Source organism: Actinoplanes sp. NPDC049681 (genome assembly GCF_044465265.1).
Lineage (GTDB): Bacteria > Actinomycetota > Actinomycetes > Mycobacteriales > Micromonosporaceae > Actinoplanes.
Map to the genome: position 1 here is coordinate 150843 of NZ_JBITLP010000007.1, position 19456 is coordinate 170298.

A 19456-nucleotide genomic window follows, 5' to 3' on the forward strand; every position below is an offset into this window, starting at 1 on the left:
AACTCTCACGAGAGGTAGCACGACCATGGACACTGACACGGCTCCAGAGAGCGTGACATACGACGTGGCGATCGTGGGATCGGGGCTCGCGGGCTCGATCCTGGCGGCGATCCTGGCCCGGCAGGGGACCAAGGTACTGCTGGTGGACGGCGGGTCGCACCCGCGGTTCTCCATCGGTGAGTCGACGATCCCCTTCACCCTGGTGTCACTGCGCATCTTGGCCGAGCGCTACGGCGTGCCGGAGATCTCCGAGCTCGCTTCCTTCACCAGTACCACCAAGACGCTCGGCCCGCACTTCGGGATCAAGCGGCACTTCGGCTTCCTGCTGCACCACGAGGGAGTGCCGCAGAACCCGGTCGAGGTGAACGAGTTCGGCACGCCGCCGCATATCCTCCACGAGGCCGCCCACCTGTTCCGGCAGGAAACCGACGCCTACATGTTCCTCGTGGCGGCGAAGTATGGCGCCAAGATCCGGCAGAACTTCATCGTCGACGATGTGGAATTCGAGGACTCCGGCGTGCGCCTGGCCGGCAAGCGCGGCGAATACCGTGCGCGCTACCTGGTCGACGCCTCGGGCCTCCGCTCGCCGGTGGCCAGCAAGCTGGGCCTGCGCGAAGACCCGTGCCGCTTCAAGCACCACTCGCGCTCCCTGTGGAATCACGCGCTGAACGTGACGCCGACCGACGAGCTGTTCACCCACGTCAATCCGAAGCTGCGCCCCCCGTGGCCGTGGTACGAGGGCACCGTGCACCACATGTTCGAGGGCGGCTGGGCCTGGGTCATCGCCTTCGACAACAACAAGTGGTCGAAGAATCCTTTGTGCAGCATCGGGATGACGGTTGACCCGCGCAAGTTCCCGAAGGTGCCCGGGATGAGCCCGGAGGAGGACTTCGCGCGGTTGTGCGCGCCGTTCCCGGACATCGCCCGGCAGTTCGAGGGCTGCATCCCGGCCCGCGAGTGGGTCTCCACCGAACGGCAGCAGTACTCCACCAGCACGAGCGTCGGCGACCGCTGGATGCTGCTGGCGAACACCGCCGGGGTCATCGACCCGCTCTTCTCCCGCGGCCTGTCGAACACCGCTGAGGCGATCAACGTCCTGGCCTACCGGCTGCTGCGCGCCGTCAAGGACGACGACTTCTCAGCGGAGCGCTTCGAGTTCGTCGACCGGGCGCAGCAGGCGGCGCTGGACTTCAACGACGAACTGGTCAACGCGGCGTTCATCTCCTGGAAGGACTACGGGCTCTGGTCCGCGGTGTTCCGGATCTGGGCCTGGGGCGCCAACGCCGGCGTCTGGCGGCTGCAGGAGGCGCTCTCCCTGTACCGCGAGGACGGCAAGGACGAGCACTTCACCGAGCTCGAGAAGGTGCCCCACCTCGGCCTGTACTGGCCGGACAACGACGGCTTCGCGGAGCTGCACAACCTGATGGTCAAGCAGCTCGATGCGGTCGAGGCGGGCACCGTCGCGCCGGCGGACGCCACCGACTTGCTCTACGACGAGATCCAGCATGCGGACTACTTTCCGAAGGGTTTCGGGCTGGCCGAGCGGGAGGTTCGCTTCATCAAGCCGAACCCCCACACCATGATCAACCTCATGCGCTGGGCGAAGCGGGAAGGCGATCCGCAGCTGGCCCGGATCATGACCCACAACATCCGCGAGGCGGTCAAGGCGCGGCTACGCGGCAACAAGCTGTTCTGAGCCGCGTCGTTCAGACGCACGGGCAGGGAACCGGGACACGAGACGGGAGAATGACGGTGAAGGACGGACGGCGGCCGCTGGCCGATCCCAAGGAGAAATACGACGTCGCCCTGGTCGGCGCGCATCTGGCGACGAACCTGCTGGCCGCCGTCCTGGCAAAGAACGGTGTGAGGGTTCTGCTGGTCGATGCCGAGGCGGATGCCACGGTGGCGGCGGGGGAGACGACCGTGCCGTACACGGCCGAGGTCTTCTTCACCCTCGCGCGGCGCTATGAAATCCCGGAGATCGGGGCGTTCGGCCTGACGTGCGACCTGCCGGACCGGGTGCGGCGGACCAGCGGGGTCAAGCGCAGCTTGAGCTTCTTGTACCACCAGGCGGGCAAGCAGCAGGACCCCACGCAGACCGTTCAGTTCAACGTCCCGGGCGAGCACTCTGAGTGGCACATGTTCCGTCCGGACGTGGACGAGTACGCGCACGAGATCGCGCGTCAGTACGGGGCCGTCGTGCCCCGGCACCGCAGCGTGCTGGCCGCGACGGGTCCGCTGCCGGGTGGGGACGGCGTCGAGGTCACCACCGCGGACGGGGTGCGCTACCGGGCGCGCTACCTCGTCGACTCCGTGGGAATGGACTCGCCCATCGTCGCCAAGCTCGGCGGCTCGGATCCGGTGGCGAGCCTGCGGACGCGGTCGCGGGTAATGAGCGCGCACCTGAAAGGCGTCCGTCAGTTCGAGCAGGAAGTGCCGCAGAGCGCCTACCCCGGCGCCTCGCCGTGGTCGCTCGGGACGATCAGCCACCTGTTCGACGGTGGTTGGATCCAGATCGCGCACTTCGACAACCACCCGGAGGCCGGCACCGCGCGCACCTCGGTGACCGTGAGCGTCGACCCCGACCGGTACGGGGACCTGCCCAAGGATCCCGAGGCCGGATTCAGAGCGCTGATCGAGCGCTTCCCGCAGCTGGCCGCGACCTTCGCGACCGCGGTCGCGGCGTCCCCGTGGTCCAGCGACGCCCTGTGGCAGCGCACCGTCACGCGGACCGTGGGGTCTCGGCACTTCCTGTTCGAGCGCTCCGCCTCCCGTAACGACATGTTCCTCTCGCGCGACGTGACGATGGCCGCGGAGCTGGTCTATGCACTCGCGCCGGTGCTGATCCGCGCGGTCCACACGGATGACTTCTCCCCGGCCCGGTTCGCCCAGGTGGCGGCGTTCCAGACGGAACTGACGGCATTCAATGACCGGATCCTCGCCGCCGCACGGGTGGCCACCAGCGACTTCCGGCTCTGGAACCCGTTCAGCCGGGTCTGGCTGCTGTGGTCGATGCTGGCGGCGCTGTCCCTCAAGAGCGCTCGCAACCATGCGCTGGGCGACGGCGACTGGAGCCGCACGCAGCGATGGGACGAGGGAGCGTTCTGGTTCACCCTCCCACGGGGACTGCCGGAGCTGCTCGAGTCGACGTTCGAGTGGACCCAGCAGGTGCGCGCAGGCGAGCTCACCGCCGCGGGGGCCGCCGACCGTATCTGGCAGGCGCTGCGCGAAGCCAAGTTCAAGCCTCCGCTGTACGGCTTCGCCGACCCGGACGACCGCTACTACCACTTCACGTTGACCAAGCGCCTCAAGGCCATGGCGTGGACGAAGACGGTGGCGCCGGCGGAGTTCCGGTCCATGCTGACCAAGGAGAACCTGACGAACGTCCCGCCGTCTGCACTCGCCGCGAAGGGCGGCGACTCCCGCCGGTCGAAGCAAACGGGATCGGACCGTTGAGCCTGCTCTCGGTCACCGCCGCCGACGCGGGGCGGGGCACGGACCATCCGCCGCCGCGGCCGGCGACGCGGGTCTTCTGCCTCGCCCACGCCGGCGGCAGCACCGCGCACTTTCGCGCGTGGCGTTGGCTGGACCCATTCGCCCGGGTCGTTCCGCTCGAGCTGCCCGGGCGCGGCACACGGATGGGCGAGCCGCACGAGCCGGACTGGGAAGCTCTCGTCGGCGGCCTCACGGAGACCGTCGCCGCCGAGGTCGGGCCGCGGCCCGCGGATCCGGCGAGCGCCGATGCGCCGTACGTGCTGTTCGGGCATAGCCTGGGGGCCCTGCTGGCCTTCGACATCAGCCACCGCATGCTCGAGCGCGGCCGGCCGCCGGCGTTACTGGCGGTCGCCGGTCGCAACGGCCCATCGCTGCCGGCCTCGCAGTGCCCGGTGCATCGGCTGGCCGATCGGGAGTTCGTCGGCGCGCTGCATGCGCTGGGCGGACTGCCGACCGCGCTGACGCGGCAGCCGGAGCTGATGCGGCTGTTCCTGCCGATGATCCGCAGGGACCTTCGGCTGGCCGAGCAATACGCGCGCCCGGACGTGCCCAGGTTGCCGATCCCGGTGGTGGCATTCGCCGGTCGGCAGGACCCGATGACGGACGCGGCCGGGGTGCTGGCGTGGGCCCACGAGACGACCAGCGTCTGCGAGCTCGTCTTCTTGGAAGGGGAGCACTTCTTCCTCGCTAGCGGCGAGTTTGAGCGGCAGTTCGCCGAACGCATCGCGCGGCTCGCCGGCGTCGCCCCGCGGCGTCAGCGTGGTCTCGCCGCTCAGTCGTCCGTGTGATCGCACTCAACTTCGTGCGTGGCGGACTCGGAGCCCAGCGCGTTGGCTGTGACCCGGTGCAGGAGCCGGATCATGGTCGCCACCTCGTCCGGCTCCAGGCCCGCGGTCAGCTGCTGCCCCAGGTTGTGCATCTCCTTCTCGACCGGCTCGCGCAGGTCGCGCCCCGCATCGGTCAGGTAGAGCCGGACCAACCGGCTGTCGTGCTCGTCCCGCCGCCGGGTCAGCAGGCCGGCCGCGGTCATCCGGTTGGCCATCTTCACGATGGTGGGAGTCATGACATTGACCTCGGCGGCGATGGTCCCGGGGGTCTGGCCGTCGTTCTCCCACAGCACCGCCAACAGGAGATTCTGGCCGAGGCGGAGCCCATGGCGGCGCAGGGCGGCGTCGGACACGGCTCGAAAGGTCTTCGACGAGCGCATATAGGCGTCGATGAAGTCGCTCACGCTTGCCACTCCTTCGAGTCGGTGATCTCACCAATGGTAGTCGGCGGCAAGAAAAGTCGCTAGCCGGGCAATGATTTGACGGCTAGCGACCGTGCGCCTACAGTGCTTCATATCGTTAGCCGGCACACATTCTCGCTGGCGCTCCCACGGGAGGTACCACCAATGAGCTCACTGAGCGCAGCGCCTCCGGCAGCCGGTGCTGACCGGCGGCGGTGGTTGATGCTCGCCGTCGCCCTGGTGGCGATGTTCATGGCCATCTTCGACTTCTACATCATCAACGTCGCCACCCCGTCCCTGCAGTCGCAGCTGAAGCTCGACCGGGCCACCCTCGAGCTGGTCATCGGTGGATACACGTTCACCTATGCCACTTTCCTCGTTGCGGGCGGGCGTTGGGGGGACATCTTCAGCTACAAGCGGCTGTTCATGAGCGGCATGTTGCTGTTCACCGTCGCCTCGTTCTTCTGCGGCATCTCGCAGAACGGCACCGAGCTGGTCGCGATGCGCCTGGTTCAGGGCGTCGGTGCGGCGCTCATGGTGCCCCAGATCGTCGCCCTCATCACGGTGACCTTCGACCCGCCGGAGCGGCCGAAGGCGCTGTCCTGGTTCGGCGCCACGATCGGCATCGCGGTCCTCGCGGCGCAGATTCTCGGCGGTGCGCTGCTGTCGGCCAACGTGATGAACCTCGGCTGGCGGGTCATCTTCCTCATCAACATCCCGATCGGCGCGGTGACCCTGTTCCTCGCCGCCCGCCTGCTGCCCGGCAACAAGGCGGCGAAGCGGCCGAAGCAGGACGTGATCGGCAATGTCGGCATCGCCCTCGCCCTCGGCCTGGCGATCCTGCCGATCGTGATCGGCCGTTCGGAGCACTGGCCGGTGTGGGGCTGGATCATGATGGGCGCCGCGGTGCCGGTCGGGATCGCCGCGCTGGTCTACGAAAAGAACCTGCTCGCCCGGGGCGGCCAGCCGATGCTGGACGTGACCCTGTTCCGCAACCGCGCCTACGGCGTCGGCACCGCCGTCATCGTCGGCGTGATGACGTTCTACTCGGGCTTCCTGTTCTGCATGACGATGTTCCTGCAGTTCGGTCTCGGCCTCGGCCCACTGCAGGCCGGCCTGACCTTCGCCCCCATGGGCCTCGGTTTCGCGGTGAGCTCGCTGCTGGCCCGCCCGCTGCTGATGAAGTTCGGCAGCATCGTGATCACCGTCGGCCAGCTGCTGCTGGTGTCGAGCACGGCTGTTCTGCTGATCGCGCTCAGCGCCTCCGGCTCGAACACCTCCGTGTGGGAGATGGTGGCGCCCATGATCCTGGGCGGGCTCGGCACCGGCGTGACGCTGCCCGCGCTCACTGGCGTGGTGATGTCGAAGGTGGCTCCGGCCCAGGCGGGCGTCGCCTCCGGCGTGCTCACCACCTCGCAGCAGTTCGCCCAGACCATCGGTGTCGCGGTGCTTGGGGTGATCTTCTTCAACGCTCTGGGCGACCAGACGGACAAGAGTGCCTACGTGCACGCGCTGACCGCCATCAGCGCCTCGGGCATCGGGCTGAGCGTCGTCACTCTGCTCGGCACGTTCTTCCTGCCGCGCGGCCGGATGGGTCCGCCGCCCGGTGCGCGTCCGCCGGCGGGCGCCGCCGCCCCCGCAACCGGCCGTCCGGCCGGGCCGGAACTCGCGGCGGCGAAGGAATCGCGGTAGCGCGCCGCCCCTGTCGGGGCCGGGCTTCCCCCACTCCCGGCCTCCTTGGGATCAACCGTCTCGGACCGGCGACGACTCCTGATCCCGTCCTGCCGCGGCCCCGCCTCGACTCGAGGCGGGGCCGCGTTCGTCAGGTCCCGCAACGGTTGACCACGCCGTGACGGAGATCTATGCTCTACATACGATGAATTATACAGTTGACGACTTCATCGGTTGTGGAACGGGCGCCCGGGTGGGGAGACGAGATGCTCGAGGACCATGCGGACAATGCGATGCGACCCGCCGGTGGGCCGGAGATCGCGGTGGTGGGGGCGGGCTGCCGCTATCCGGGCGGAGTGCGCGACCTCCAGGGTCTGTGGCAGGCGCTGTCCGAGGGACACGATGCGATTTCGAACACCCCCGCGGATCGCTGGGGCAAGGAATTCCTCGGCCCGGCCGGGTCCGAGGGGGCCATGTACAGCGGTCGGGGCGGCTTCCTCGACGACGTCGACGCCTTCGACGCCCGGTTCTTCGGCATCAGCCCGCGCGAGGCCGCCGAGATCGACCCCCAGCACCGCCTGCTGCTGACCACGGCCTGGGAGGCCATGGAGGACAGCGGGATCCCACTCGACCGTTGGGCGGGCAGCCGGACCGGCGTCTACACCGGAATCCTCGGCACGGACTACACGCTGCTGCTAGCCAAGGCCAAGGGCGCGCGCGGCGTCGGCCCGTACTACGCCAGCGGCAAGGAAGCGAGCTTCGGCGCCGGGCGCATCGCCTACACCTTCGGGCTGCACGGCCCCTGCATGATGCTCAACTCGGCCTGCTCCTCGTCGCTGCTGGCGGTGCACCTGGCTGCCCAGTCGCTGCGCACGGGGGAGTGTGACGCCGCCATCGCGGGCGGAGTCAGCCTCATGCTGGCGCCGGAGCTGAGCATCTTCATGAGCAAGATCGAGGCGCTGTCGCCATCCGGCATGTGCCGGCCCTTCGACGCGGCGGCGGACGGCGTGGTGCGCGGCGAGGGCTGCGGCATGGTCGTGCTCAAGCGCTACCGGGACGCCGTCCGGGACGGCGACCGGATCCTGGCGATCCTCAAGGGCAGCGCGACCGTGCACGACGGGCGCAGCGCCGGCCTGATCGCCCCCAACGCCGAGGCGCAGGAGTTGCTGCTGCGCACGGCGCTGGCTGCCGCGGGCGTGCCCGCCCGAGCGGTGGACTACGTCGAGACCCATTGCACCGGCACCTCGCTCGGCGACCGCATCGAGGTCAGCGCCCTCGCCGCCGTCTTCGGCGAGGCTCGCGACGAGGGAAGGCCGCTGCTGATCGGATCGCACAAGGCGAACTTCGGCCACACCGACTCCGCCGCCGGAATCCTGGGCCTTCTCAAGGGCATCCTGATCGCCCGGCACGGCGTCGTGCCGCCGCAGATCCACCTCGAGTCGCCGTTGAGCGCGCTGACCGACAGCGGGATCCAGGTCGCCACGCAGGCCACTCCGCTGAACGCGGACGGGCCGAGGACCATCGGGGTGAGCGCCTTCGGCCTGTCCGGAACGAACGTCCACGTCGTCCTCTCCTCGCCACCGGTCGCCGACCCCGCGACCGCTCCGGCGACCGGTGACGCGGCCGCCGGCCCGGTTGCCGAGCGCGGCGAGCCCCTGCCGGTGCTCCTGCTCTCCGCGCCGACGCCCGAGGCGCTGGCCGAGCACGCCCGGGACATGGCCGAGCCGACCGCCGCGACCGGCCCCGAGGCGCTGCCCGCGCTGCTGCACGCCGCGTCGATCCGGCGCACGCACCACGACTACCGGCTCGCGGTGGTGGGCGCGAGCGGCGCGGACCTCGCCGGCACACTGCGCTCCTCCGCGACCGGTGAGGCCGGCGCGGACCACGTCAGCGGCGACGTCCTCGACGGCCGGCCCCCCGGCGTCGTGCACGTCTTCTCCGGCCAGGGCTCGCAGTGGCCCGGCATGGCGATCGACCTCTACGCCGCCCAGCCCGTCGTGCGCCGGACGCTCGCGGAGTGCGACGATCTCGTCCGCGAGTACGCCGGCTGGTCGCTCCTCGAGGAGCTGCAGCGCGGTCGGGAGAGCCGGCTGGCGATGACGGAGTTCGCCCAGCCGGCAGTCTTCGCCGTGCAGGTCGCCCTCAGCCGGCTGTGGACTTCCTGGGGCGTGGCGCCGGTCGCCGTTGTCGGCCACAGCCTGGGCGAGATCGCGGCGGCTCAGGCGGCGGGCGTGCTCGACCTGCGCGACGCGGTACGGCTGGTCGTGCACCGGGGCCGGATCATGCAGGCGGCCGACGGCTCCGGGCGCATGGCCCAGGTCCAGCTGTCGCCGGAGGAGGCGCACGCCGCGCTGCGGCCGTTCGCGAACGAGGTCGTCATCGCGACCGTCAATGGCCCCCGCTCGGTGGTCATTGCGGGCCCGGCCCCGGCCGTCCAGGCGGCCGTTACGCACCTGCAGGGGATCGGCGTCACCTGCCTGCCGCTCGCCGTGAACTACGCCTTCCACAGCCCTGCGGTCCGGGCCCTTGGCGACGAGCTCGAGGAGCTGATCGCCAACCTGCGCCCGCGGCCCGCGGCGATCCCGATGCTTTCCAGCGTCCGGCCGGACGATGACGCCCCCGTGGCGGACGCCGCCTACTGGGGCGACAACGTGCGCGACGCCGTTCGGTTCTGGCCGGCCGTCGACCGGTGGCTCGCCCGCCGAGACGCGGTATTCGTGGAGATCGGCGCCCACCCGGTGCTGGCCCGGCCGCTGCGCGAGGCACTCGCGCACCGCAACCGGCGCGGCATCGTCGTGGCTTCGCTGTCCCGCGGCAAGCCCGGGCCGATCACCCTGGCCGCCGCGCTCGGGAGCTTGTACTGCACCGGCGTTGAGGTGGACTGGCGGACCGTGCATCCCGCGTCCGGACCATTCCCCGCGCTGCCCCGAGTCCCCCTGCACGAGGAGCGGTTCTGGCTGCCTGGCCTGGAGCGCGGCGAGCAGGGCGACACCGCCGGCTCGCCGTCCGGGCTCCCGGTCAGTGGCGAACTGCGGCTCTTCGACGCCGACCACCGCCTGATCGCCACCATCGGGGAGCTGCCGGTGGCGGCCTTCGGCAATGGCGCGCAGCCGACGTCCGTAGTGTCGTCCCTGCCCTCCAGGCCGCCGGTGGCGCTCGCGCCGCCCGTTGAGGCGCCGCCGGCCGCCGCTCCCGCCGCCTCCGTGGCCGGCACCGACACCGTGCTCGGCGGCCGAGGGAGCCTCAGTGCCGTTGTCGGTCGGATCGCCGCCGAGGTGCTGGGCGTGCCCGGCCAGCGTCTCTCCGGCGCCCGCGGGTTCTTCGAGCTCGGCTTCGACTCGATGTCCATCGTGGAGCTCGGCGCCCGGATCGGCGCCGAGTTCGGCCTCGAGCTGCCGGCCACGACGGTCTTCGACCACTCCAGCATCGACGCGATGGCCGAGTTCCTGCACGGCGAGGTCGGTACGGCCGCCGCCGGGCACGCGTCGGTCGCCGCGCCCGCGGTGTCGACGCCGGCCGGGGCGGTCGAGGAGCCGGTTCCGGCCGGCGCGGCCGAGCCGATCGCCATCGTCGGCATGGGCTGCCGGCTGCCGGGCGCCAACGGGCTCGACGCCTACTGGTCCCTGCTGTCGAACGGGGTCGACGCGACGCGGGAGGTGCCCGAAGGCCGCTGGGACGAGACCGCCCCGGGCGCGGTGGTCTCCCGCCGAGGCGGTTTCATCGACGACATCGACCTGTTCGACAACGAATTCTTCCGCGTCTCGGCCCGCGAGGCCCGCAGCATGGATCCGCAGCAACGGATGTTCCTCGAGGTCGCCTGGGAGGCTCTGGAGGACGCCGGCGTGTCCCCGCGCGTCGGCGATCGCACCGGCCTGTTCGCCGGCCTGAACACCGTCGACTACGGGCAGCTGCTGTCCAGCGATCCGGAGAAGATCGACCTCTACTACGGGACCGGCAACACCTTCGCCGGGGTCGCCGGGCGGATGTCGTACTTCCTCGGCGTCCGCGGTCCCAGCCTGGCCGTCGACACGGCGTGCGCGTCCTCGCTCACGGCCGTGCACCTGGCGTGCCAGAGCCTGCGGGCGGGCGAGAGCGACATCGCGGTGGCCGGCGGCGCCAACGCGTTGCTGACCCCCACGGTCTCCATCGCGATGTCCGCGGGCGGCGCGCTGGCCCCGGACGGGCGGTGCAAGGCGTTCGACGCGGCGGCCGACGGCTACGGCCGTGGGGAGGGCGCCGGCGCCGTCGTGCTCAAGACGCTCAGCCGGGCCCGGGCCGATGGCGACCGGATCTACGCGGTGATCCGCGGCAGTGCGATCAACCACAACGGCGCGTCCGGCGGGCTGACCGTACCCAGCGTCGAGGCGCAGGCCGAGGTCATCGGTGCAGCGCTGGCCGACGGCGGGGTCGATCCGGCCACGGTCGACTATGTCGAGGCGCACGGCACGGGTACGGCGCTCGGCGATCCGATCGAGCTGACCGCGCTGGACCGGGCCCTCGGCGGCCAACGACCGGCGTCCGGCCCGCTGCTCGTCGGTTCGGTGAAGACGAACATCGGCCATCTCGAGGCGGCGGCCGGGATCGCCGGGCTGATCAAAGCCGCGCTCGCGCTCCGGCACGGCGAGATCCCCGCGCACCTGCACCTCGCGCATCCCAGCCCGAAGGTGCCGTGGGACCAGCTGTGCCTGGCGGTCACCCGAACGGCCACCCCCTGGCCGCAGGGCGCGCACCCCAGGACGGCCGGGGTCAGCGCCTTCGGCTTCACCGGGGCGAACGCCCACGTGGTGCTGACCGAGGCGCCGCCCACCCCGCCTCGCCCGGTACCGTCCGTCGCGCGCCCCTATGCGCTGGCCCTGTCGGCCGCGAGCCCCGCCGCGCTCGAGGCCGCCCGGTCGCGGCTCGCGGAGCGGCTGGCGGCCACACCGGCGTCCGGGCTCGCCGACCTCGCCCACACCCTCGGCGTGCGGCGCAGCCATCTGGAGCACCGGCTCGTCGCGGTCGGCTCCGAACCGCGGGAGCTGCTCGACGCGCTGCGCATCGCGCCGGCCGTGACGGCGGCCCGGCTCGGCGGGACCGCCGCCTTCGCCGCGGTCTTCGGGCCGGGCGTCGGCGCCCTCCCCTGGGCGCGCCTGTATCAGCAGGAGGCCGCCTTCGCCGCGGCCCTGGACGCCGCCGACGCGGCGCTGACCGCGGCCGGAGCCGCGGTGTCTGTCCGCGACGAGCTGCTGCACGGGGCGGCTGCGGCCGGCTCCGTGTCGCCAGCCGGGGTGACGGCGGCCCAGATCGCCCTGGCCGCACTGTGGTCGGACCTCGGCGTGCGGCCCGACGCCCTGGTCGGCTTCGGGGCGGGCCAGATTTCCGCCGCGTACGCTGCGGGCGCGCTCGGCCTCGACGAGGCGATGGCGGCGGCGCTGCGCGGCGGGTCGGTCGAGCTCGGGGCTGGCTCGACGCGGCTGCTGACGGCCGCCGGGAGTTCCGGCCTGGGCGACCGGCTCAGCGAGCTCGGCGTCGCAGTCCTGCTCGACGCCGCCCTGGGCGGGGCGGCCGACGAGATCGCGGCGACGGCGCCGGGCGGCCTCGTCGTGGTCGCCACCGAGGACGTGGCCGGCTCCGCCTGGCCGGTGCGGCTGGCGGCCGAGCTGCACGTGCACGGCTGCTCCGTAGCGTGGGACGCCCTGTTGGCCGGCCGAGGCGCGCACATCTCGGGTCCGAGCTACGCCTGGCAGCGTCGCAGGCACTGGATCGACTCCGCCCCTGAGGCTCGTACCAGCGAGTCCGGCCGCGGCCTCGGGTGGGGGCCGGCCATCGTACCGATCGGGGCGGACGGCGACGGCGTCCGGTACCACCCGGTGTACCGCATCGGAACGGATCAGCAGGAGTTCGTCGACGCCTCGGCGTTCGTGGCGTTCGTGCTGACCGCGTGCCGTGAGGTGTCGGGCGAGGCGGACTTCGTCGTGCGGGATCTCGTCGTGGAAGCCGCGAGTGTCCCCGCGACGGCCTTCGGCCCCGGTTCGGGGTCGTACCTCGAGCTGCGGCCCGGTGCGGACGGATGGTCGGTCTGGCTCGTGGCCGGCCGCTACGGCACGCGCGATGCCGGCCCTATCCTCCGCGCGCTGCTGAGCGGAGCCGCCACCCGACCGGCGGCGACGACCGGCGCGGACCCTGCGGGGGACAACGCCCGGCTGGCCCGGGCGCTCGGCACCTTGTGGCACGGTCGTACGGTCGTCGAGATCGAGTCGATCAGCGTGCGCGGCGGCAGGCTCATCGACGTGGACGGACGCGTTGCGGCCGAGATCGTCGGTCTCCGGTTCGCGACCGAGGAGCCCCAGGCCCCGCAGGACGTGCTCCCGGCGCTCGAGGACCGGCTCTACGGCGTCCGGTGGCAGGAGGCCGAGCTGCCCGGCCCGGACGCCACGGCGGCGGCGGGCCGCTGGCTCGTCGTGCCGGTCGGCTTCGACGACCAGGATGCCGCATTTGCTCTCGCCTCCAGATTGATGGAGACCGGCGCGACCGACGTCCACGTCGACGCGGCGACGGAGGACACCGAGCGGCTGCTCGGCGAAGGCTTCGCCGGGGTCGCGCTGGTCGCGACCGGGAAGTCGGCCGACATCTCGCTGGTCGAGGCCGCGATCACCGTCGGCCGAGCCTTCGTTCGCGCCTCCGCGCCTCCGCGGCTGTGGCTGGTCACGCAGCGGGCGCAGGACCCCGATGGCGATACCGCGCTCGTCCCCGAGCGCGCGGCCGTCTGGCACATGCTGCGCGTCCTCGCGATGGAGTCCGGCCTGGCGTGGGGTGGCTGCGTCGACCTCGACGTGGCGACGGCAGCGGACGCGAGTGGCGACTACGCCGCCGTCGCGGCCGCGATGACCTCGCGGGACCGCCAGACCCCCGTCGAGGACGAGCTCGTCCGCCGCAACGGAACCTGGTACGTCCCGCGCCTCGTCCCCGTGCGCGTGCCGAACGTACCGTCGGCGCCCCGCTTCCGGGCGGAGGGACGCTACGTCCTCGTCGGCTCCGTCGTCGCCTACAGCGAGGTGATCGAGCGGCTGTTCGCCGCGGGAGCTCGCCGGTGGATGGTGGTCCGGGGAGCCGGAGAACGGGCGCCGGAGGTCGGGCACGCCGAGCAGGCGTGGGCCGAGCGGATGGTCGCCGCCGGGGCGTGCGTGGAGTTCGTCGACGCGGCGCAGCTGCCGGCGGCGGGTGAGCCGCTGGCGGGCGTCGTGATCGCGCCTCCGCCGCTGCCAACGCGACCGTTCGTCGAGACCTCCGTGGAGCACGTCGAGGCCGCGCTGCGCTTCGTGGCGCTCGCCGAGAACGTCGGGTCGCGGGTCCGCGGGGTGTCGCTCGAGTTCTTCCACATCCTCGGCTCTGCCGCCGCTGCCTGGGGCGCCGCGGGGATGGCTGCGGCGGCCGCGGTGGACGGCGGGCTCGCCGCCCTGGCGAGCGCGCGCCGCGCGGCCGGCCGGGCCGCCACCGTCACCGTCTGGATGCCTGGCGCGGACACCGGCGAACTGACCCGGCGGGACCTGCTGATGATGGAGAGCACCGGGCTGACCCCGCTCACCGCGGCGGATCGCAGCGGCGCGGCCGAACTGTTGCTGCACGGCGGATTTCGGGACGTTGCGATGGCCCGGGTCGATGCGCGGCGTTACATGGCCGCCTGCCGCCAGCAGACCGACCGCGGGTTCCTCGCGTTGCTGGACTCCGGGGTACGCCACCCGGGGCTCGACGCGTTGCCCGGCGGCGCCGCCGCACCGGACCTCGGCGTCGCCGCGGCCCCCGCCGGCTCGGCGTTCCTGGCCGAGCTGGCCGCGCTCAGCCCTCGCATCCGCGGCGAGGTCCTCGTGGACCGGGTACTCGGCCACGTCACGGACATCCTGGGCGAGGGGCCCGGCAGCGAGGTCGATCCCGAGCGCGGCTTCTTCGACCTGGGCATGGACTCCGTCATGGCGGTCGCACTCAAGGGGCGCCTGGACGAGGAGCTCGGCGTAGGCCTGCCGGCCACCCTCACCTTCGAGTTCCCCACCTCCCGTGCCCTTGCCGAGCACCTCCTCGAGCGGCTGCGGGACCCGGAGACGGAGCCCGAGCCCCAACCGCAACGCCAACCGCAGCCCGAAGTGGACCTCGACATGCTGTCCGAGCAGGAGCTCGCGGCCCGCCTGATGGCTGAGCTGGCGGTGTCCGAGCGGCTGCTGGCCGGCGAACCCTAGCCCCGATCAGCAGTCACGGCGGTGCAAGCGCCGGTTGAGCTGCCTCGTCCGACCATCCATGCGACAGGAGAAACCGTGGACTTCGATTGGAACCCGCGGCAACGGGCTGCGCAGAGCGCCGTGCGGGATGCTGTACGCGACGCGTTCGGCGAGCCGCCCGACCGGCGCCCGCAGGAGTCGTTCTTCACCCGCGAGGAGTGGCGCACGCTCGGCGACCTGGGACTGCTCGGCCTGTGTCTGCCGACCGAGTACGGCGGAGGCGGCCTCGGCGCGCTGGAGACCGCCGGCCTGGTCGAGGCGTTCGGCCGGGCCTGCGACCGGACCGGTCTCGTCTTCGCCGCGAGCGCGCATCTGTTCGCCTGCTGCGTGCCGATCTCGGAGTTCGGCTCGGACACGCTCAGGAAGCGGCTGCTGCCCGGCCTGGCCAGCGGTGAGCTGGTCGCGGGCAACGCCATGACCGAAACCGACGCGGGCTCGGACGTCTCCCGTCTGGCCACCGTCGCCGAGCCGACCGAGGGCGGCTGGCTGCTCAACGGTGAGAAGAGCTTCGTGAGCAACGGACCGGCGGCCGACGTGTTCGTCACCTACGCCATGACGGATCCGGCGGCCGGCCACCTCGGCGTCACCGGCTTCGTCGTCGAACGTGGCGCGCCCGGGCTGAGCGTCGGCGAGCCCTTCGACAAGCTGGGGCTCGCGGCCTGCCCGGCGGGCGGCCTTACCTTCAACCAATGCTTCGTCCCGGACGAGAACGTCCTCGGTGGCGAAGGCGCCGGCGGCGCGGTCTTCCAGCACTCCATGGGCTGGGAGCGGGCCTGCCTGTTCGCGGGCTACCTCGGCCTGATGGACCGGCTGATCGAGCAGTGCGTCGTCCACGTCCGCTCGCGCCGGCAGTTCGGCCGCCGGCTCGCCGACTTCCAGGGCGTGGCCAACCGCCTCGTCGACATGAAGATGCGGGCGGAGAGCGCACGGCTGCTGCTGTACCGGGCCTGCTGGTCGATGGATCAGGGCGCGGACAGCGTGCTGCAGGTGGCGCTGTCCAAACTCGCCGTTTCCGAGGGCGCGCTGGCCGCGGCGCTGGATGCGGTGCGGGTCTTCGGCGCCCGTGGCTACCGGAGCGACTTCGGCATCGCGACCTACCTGCGCGACGCCATCCCGAGCACGATCTTCTCTGGCACGTCGGACATCCAGCGCCTGCTGATCGCGAAGGAGATGGGATTGTGAATCGGAATCTCCAGGACCTCGTCGTCGCCGCGGCCCGTCGTGATCCATCGGCGCGGGCCGTCGCCGACGCGGATGGAACCCTGAGCTACGGCCGGCTGGACGCCGCCGCCGACGATTACGCCCGTGCGCTGCGCGCCCGGGGCGTCCGTCCCGGGCAGCGGATCCTTCTCTGGGGCGGTAAGTGTGCCGACATGGTAGCGCTGATGCAGGGTGCGCTGCGCGCCGGCGTGGTGTACGTCCCGGTGACCGCTGCCAACCCGGCCGTACGGGTGGCCATCATCGCCGGCAACTGCGCCGCCGCCCTGGTCGTCGTCGACGAGCCGACCGCCGCCGGGCCGGGGGCGGTCGGCCTCGGGCCGAGCGCCCCGGACCTGGTCACCCTCACCGCGCTGCGCACCGAGGGCGAGCGGGCGGACGCACCGGCCGAACCGATCCACCGGGCCGATCCGGGAGATCTCGCGTACATCCTTTACACCTCAGGCTCCACGGGCGCGCCCAAGGGCGTCAGCATCAGCCACCGCAATGCCCTGGCCTTCGTCACGTGGGCCGTGGACCTGCTCGAACTCACCAGCGAGGACCGCCTTTCGAACCATGCGCCCTTCAATTTCGATCTCTCCGTCTTCGACCTCTACGGGGCCTTCGCGGTCGGTGCCTCGGTCCATCTGATCCAGCCGGAACTGGCCTACACTCCCGAGCACCTCGCCGAGTTCATCGATGTGGAGCGGATCTCCGTCTGGTATTCGGTCCCGTCGGCGCTGGCGCTGATGATGCGCGACGGCGGGCTGCTCGATCGTCCCCGCCCGCGCGCGCTGCGGGCTTGCGTGTTCGCCGGCGAACCATTCGCCCTGCCGCAGGTCCAGGCGCTACGCAAGCACTGGCAGGACGTGCGGATGCTGAACTGGTACGGCCCGACCGAGACGAACGTGTGCACCTCCTACGAGGTCACCGACGCGGACCTCACCCGCGTCCGGCCGCTGCCCATCGGCACCGCCGCCAGCGGGGACACCGTCGTGCTCGACCCGCCGGGGGAGGGGGAGATTGTCGTGGACGGCCCCACCGTGATGCTCGGCTACTGGGGCGCCCCCGCGCACTCCGGCCCCTACCGGACCGGGGACCTGGGCCGGGTCGGTCAGGACGGCGAACTCGAGTACATCGGGCGCCTCGACCAGATGGTGAAGGTCCGCGGGCAGCGGATCGAGCTCGGCGAGATCGAGGCCGCGCTCGGCGCCCACGAATCGGTCGCCTCGGTCGCGGTGCTCGTGCGGGGCTCGGGTCTGGAATCCGCACTGCATGCCATCGTCGTGCCGGCCCCCGGCCACCGCCCCGGCCTGCTGGAGATCAAGAGCTTCGCCGCGGGCCGGCTGCCGACCTACATGCTGCCGGATGCGCTGCACCTGACCGCGAGCATCCCACTCACGCCGAATGGCAAGATTGACCGCGCCGCGCTCGCCGCGGTCCTCGAGACAGGCGAGATCTGATGGACGTCGACCTCGACTACGAAGCCTTCCGCGCCGTCATGGGCTCCTTCGCCAGTGGTGTCGCGGTGGTGACCACGCGCACGCCGGCGGGCGAACCCTACGGGCTCACCTGTTCCTCGGTCTGCAGCGTGTCCGCCGACCCGCCGCTGTTGCTCGCCTGCATCCGCACGCCGAGCCGCACCCTGGACGTGCTGCGCGAGAGCGGGGTGTTCGCGGTCAACTTCCTCGACGCCCACGGCCGGGAGATCTCGCGGCGCTTCGCCGGGCCGGTCCAGGACAAGTTCGACGGCGTCCCGTGGCGCCCCGGTACGGCCCGCGGGGTGCCGGTGCTCGACCGTGTCCTCGCGCATGCGGAGTGCTCGATCCAGCAGCTGATCGACGCGGGCGACCACGTCGTCGTCATCGGCCTGCTGGTAGGCGGCGACGTGGACCGCTCGCGATCCCCGCTCGGCTACTGGCGAGGCAGCTACATGCAGGTGTACCGGATGGATCAGCCGGGCAGTATCCGCGTCGAGGTCCCCGAGATCGTCGAACCGCACGGGGTCGGGGACGCGGAGATGGTCGTGGAACTCGGCTTCGGCCTGGAGCGCATCGGCCTCTGATCCGGGACGACCGCGAGGCTGACCTGATCGTCGGGCTCCGTGCGCCCTCGGCGCATGGAGCCCGTTGTCGATGTGGCGGAGCTTCGTGGTCCCTTGTGCAACGACGCGTGCCGCCGGTCAGCTTGCTGAACGGGGGCACTGGACAGTCTGTGGGAACCTCAGAAGCTGGCCTTCGCCGCAGGCGCCGTCAGGCTGCCGAGGAAGGGCCGCCAGAGGTGGGTCGGGTCGTTCTCGACCGCGGTGATGACCTCGCGCATCGCCGCCAGGGCCTTGGGCTCCTCGTCGTCGTACACGTCGCCCTGCAGCATCTTGAGGACGTCGAGGCGGTAGTTGGGGTCCTGGACGAACACGGTGAACAGGATGTTCAGGCGGTAGTAGATCGAGATGAACTCATACCAGTTGTTCACCGCCTTGCGCAGCTTCGTCTCGTAGCCGGTGAAACGCGCCTTGCGGAAGTCGCCCGCCTCGTGCGCCGCCAGGATGTCGGTCGCGGCGATGCGCGCGCTGTTGAGGGCCACGCTCACACCACTGGAGAAGATCGGGTCGACGAAACGGGCGGCGTCGCCGATGAGGAGGAAGGAGTCGCCGGTGATCTGCTGCATCCCGTAGCTGTAGTCGCCCTCGACCTTGAACGGCTTGACGCGCTTAGCCTTCTCGAGGGCGGCGTGAAGGTCGGGCCGGCTGGCGACCGTCTCCCAGAAGAACTCCTCGCGGGTCCCTTCGTGCTGCCGGAAACGCTGCTTCTGCGTCACCACGCCGATCGAGGTGATCGTGTCGGTGATCGGGATCTGCCACACCCAGGTGTCGGTGAGCGGCAGGAAGTGGATGAAGATGAAGTCGGCTTCCTCGTTCGCGGGGTTCAGCGCATTGCGGTCGAAGTTGTCGAACCACGTGTGCACCGCGTACTGGTTGAATACCGGGTCGTTCACCTTGACCTTGAGCTGGTTGCCGAGCATGGTTTGCCGGCCGCTGGCGTCGACCACCATCCGCACCGGGATGTCCACGATCCGGCCACCCACCCGGGCCGACACCGTCGGCAGATCGCCGTCGAAGTCCACGTGCTGCACGCGCACCCCCTGGTGCACGACGGCACCCAGACTTTCGGCGTGCTTGAGCAGGATCAAGTCGAACTTCGAGCGGTCCACGTGAAAGGTGTAGTCGCGGTCCACCCCGGGCTGCTCGCGCTCGCGGAAGCGGATCTGCGCGGTTCGGAAGTCGTGCGGCCCGCTGCCGTAGCCGAGCGGGTCGATGGTGCGGGTCTCGGCCGAGGTCCACGCCGCCCCGTACTTCTTGGGGAAGCCGGCGGCCTCGATGGCGGGCATCGCGCCGATCTCCAGCAGCACCGGTGTCGTCGCGGTGACCAGGGACTCGCCGACGTGCTCGCGCGGGAAGTTCTCGGCCTCGAAGAGGACGACGGACATGCCGCCCTTGGCGAGGTAGGACGCGACCGTCGATCCGGCGGGGCCGCCGCCGATGACCGCGACGTCGAAGTCTGGTTTCATGGCATTCTCCTGCGGTCGTCGCTGGGCGTTGAGGGAAACACGGCAGGCG

10 protein-coding genes are annotated in these 19456 nt (G+C 71.4%); 8 read left to right on the top strand and 2 right to left on the bottom strand.

Annotation, left to right across the window (positions count from 1 at the left end):
- The first annotated feature begins 25 nt into the window (after positions 1 to 25).
- From ACIBO8_RS25865 to ACIBO8_RS25875, 3 genes are read left to right on the top strand one after another with little or no spacing between them, the layout of a single operon-like run.
- Entirely contained in the window at positions 26 to 1696 is a 1671-nt protein-coding gene (locus ACIBO8_RS25865; RefSeq protein WP_396117877.1) for an NAD(P)/FAD-dependent oxidoreductase, read from the top strand.
- Positions 1697 to 1752: 56 nt separating this feature from the next.
- Positions 1753 to 3456 (top strand): NAD(P)/FAD-dependent oxidoreductase, encoded by a 1704-nt coding sequence (locus ACIBO8_RS25870; protein ID WP_396117878.1) that lies wholly within the window; start codon positions 1753 to 1755, stop codon positions 3454 to 3456.
- Positions 3453 to 4283, top strand: coding sequence for a thioesterase II family protein (locus tag ACIBO8_RS25875; protein WP_396117879.1), 831 nt, complete (start codon positions 3453 to 3455; stop codon positions 4281 to 4283). The genes ACIBO8_RS25870 and ACIBO8_RS25875 overlap by 4 nt, the downstream gene beginning before the upstream one ends.
- On the opposite strand, the gene ACIBO8_RS25880 is transcribed toward ACIBO8_RS25875, so the two are convergent.
- Positions 4268 to 4726, bottom strand: coding sequence for a MarR family winged helix-turn-helix transcriptional regulator (locus ACIBO8_RS25880; RefSeq protein ID WP_396117880.1), 459 nt, complete (start codon positions 4724 to 4726; stop codon positions 4268 to 4270). The two genes, ACIBO8_RS25875 and ACIBO8_RS25880, sit on opposite strands and share 16 nt — an antisense overlap.
- 219 nt (positions 4727 to 4945) lie before the next feature.
- On the opposite strand from ACIBO8_RS25880, the gene ACIBO8_RS25885 reads away from it, so the two are divergent.
- The 5 genes from ACIBO8_RS25885 to ACIBO8_RS25905 all read left to right on the top strand — a co-directional run bounded on the left by ACIBO8_RS25885 (position 4946) and on the right by ACIBO8_RS25905 (position 17905).
- Positions 4946 to 6415 carry an MFS transporter gene (locus ACIBO8_RS25885; RefSeq protein WP_396117882.1) on the top strand — a complete coding sequence of 490 codons (1470 nt, stop codon included), beginning with the start codon at positions 4946 to 4948 and terminating at the stop codon, positions 6413 to 6415.
- Between the two features lie 245 nt (positions 6416 to 6660).
- Entirely contained in the window at positions 6661 to 14604 is a 7944-nt protein-coding gene (locus tag ACIBO8_RS25890; protein ID WP_396117883.1) for a type I polyketide synthase, read from the top strand.
- A 75-nt stretch (positions 14605 to 14679) separates the two neighbouring features.
- Entirely contained in the window at positions 14680 to 15825 is a 1146-nt protein-coding gene (locus ACIBO8_RS25895; protein ID WP_396117884.1) for an acyl-CoA dehydrogenase family protein, read from the top strand.
- The gene (locus ACIBO8_RS25900; RefSeq protein WP_396117885.1) at positions 15822 to 17303 is read left to right on the top strand and encodes an amino acid adenylation domain-containing protein; all 1482 of its coding nucleotides are present in this window, start codon (positions 15822 to 15824) and stop codon (positions 17301 to 17303) included. Before ACIBO8_RS25895 ends, ACIBO8_RS25900 begins: the two co-directional genes overlap by 4 nt.
- Entirely contained in the window at positions 17303 to 17905 is a 603-nt protein-coding gene (locus tag ACIBO8_RS25905; RefSeq protein WP_396117886.1) for a flavin reductase family protein, read from the top strand. The genes ACIBO8_RS25900 and ACIBO8_RS25905 overlap by 1 nt, the downstream gene beginning before the upstream one ends.
- A 158-nt stretch (positions 17906 to 18063) precedes the next feature.
- Here ACIBO8_RS25905 and ACIBO8_RS25910 read toward each other — a convergent pair whose 3' ends face one another.
- Positions 18064 to 19407: an NAD(P)/FAD-dependent oxidoreductase gene (locus ACIBO8_RS25910; protein WP_396117887.1), complete on the bottom strand. Its 1344-nt coding sequence runs from the start codon at positions 19405 to 19407 to the stop codon at positions 18064 to 18066.
- Positions 19408 to 19456 lie beyond the last annotated feature (49 nt).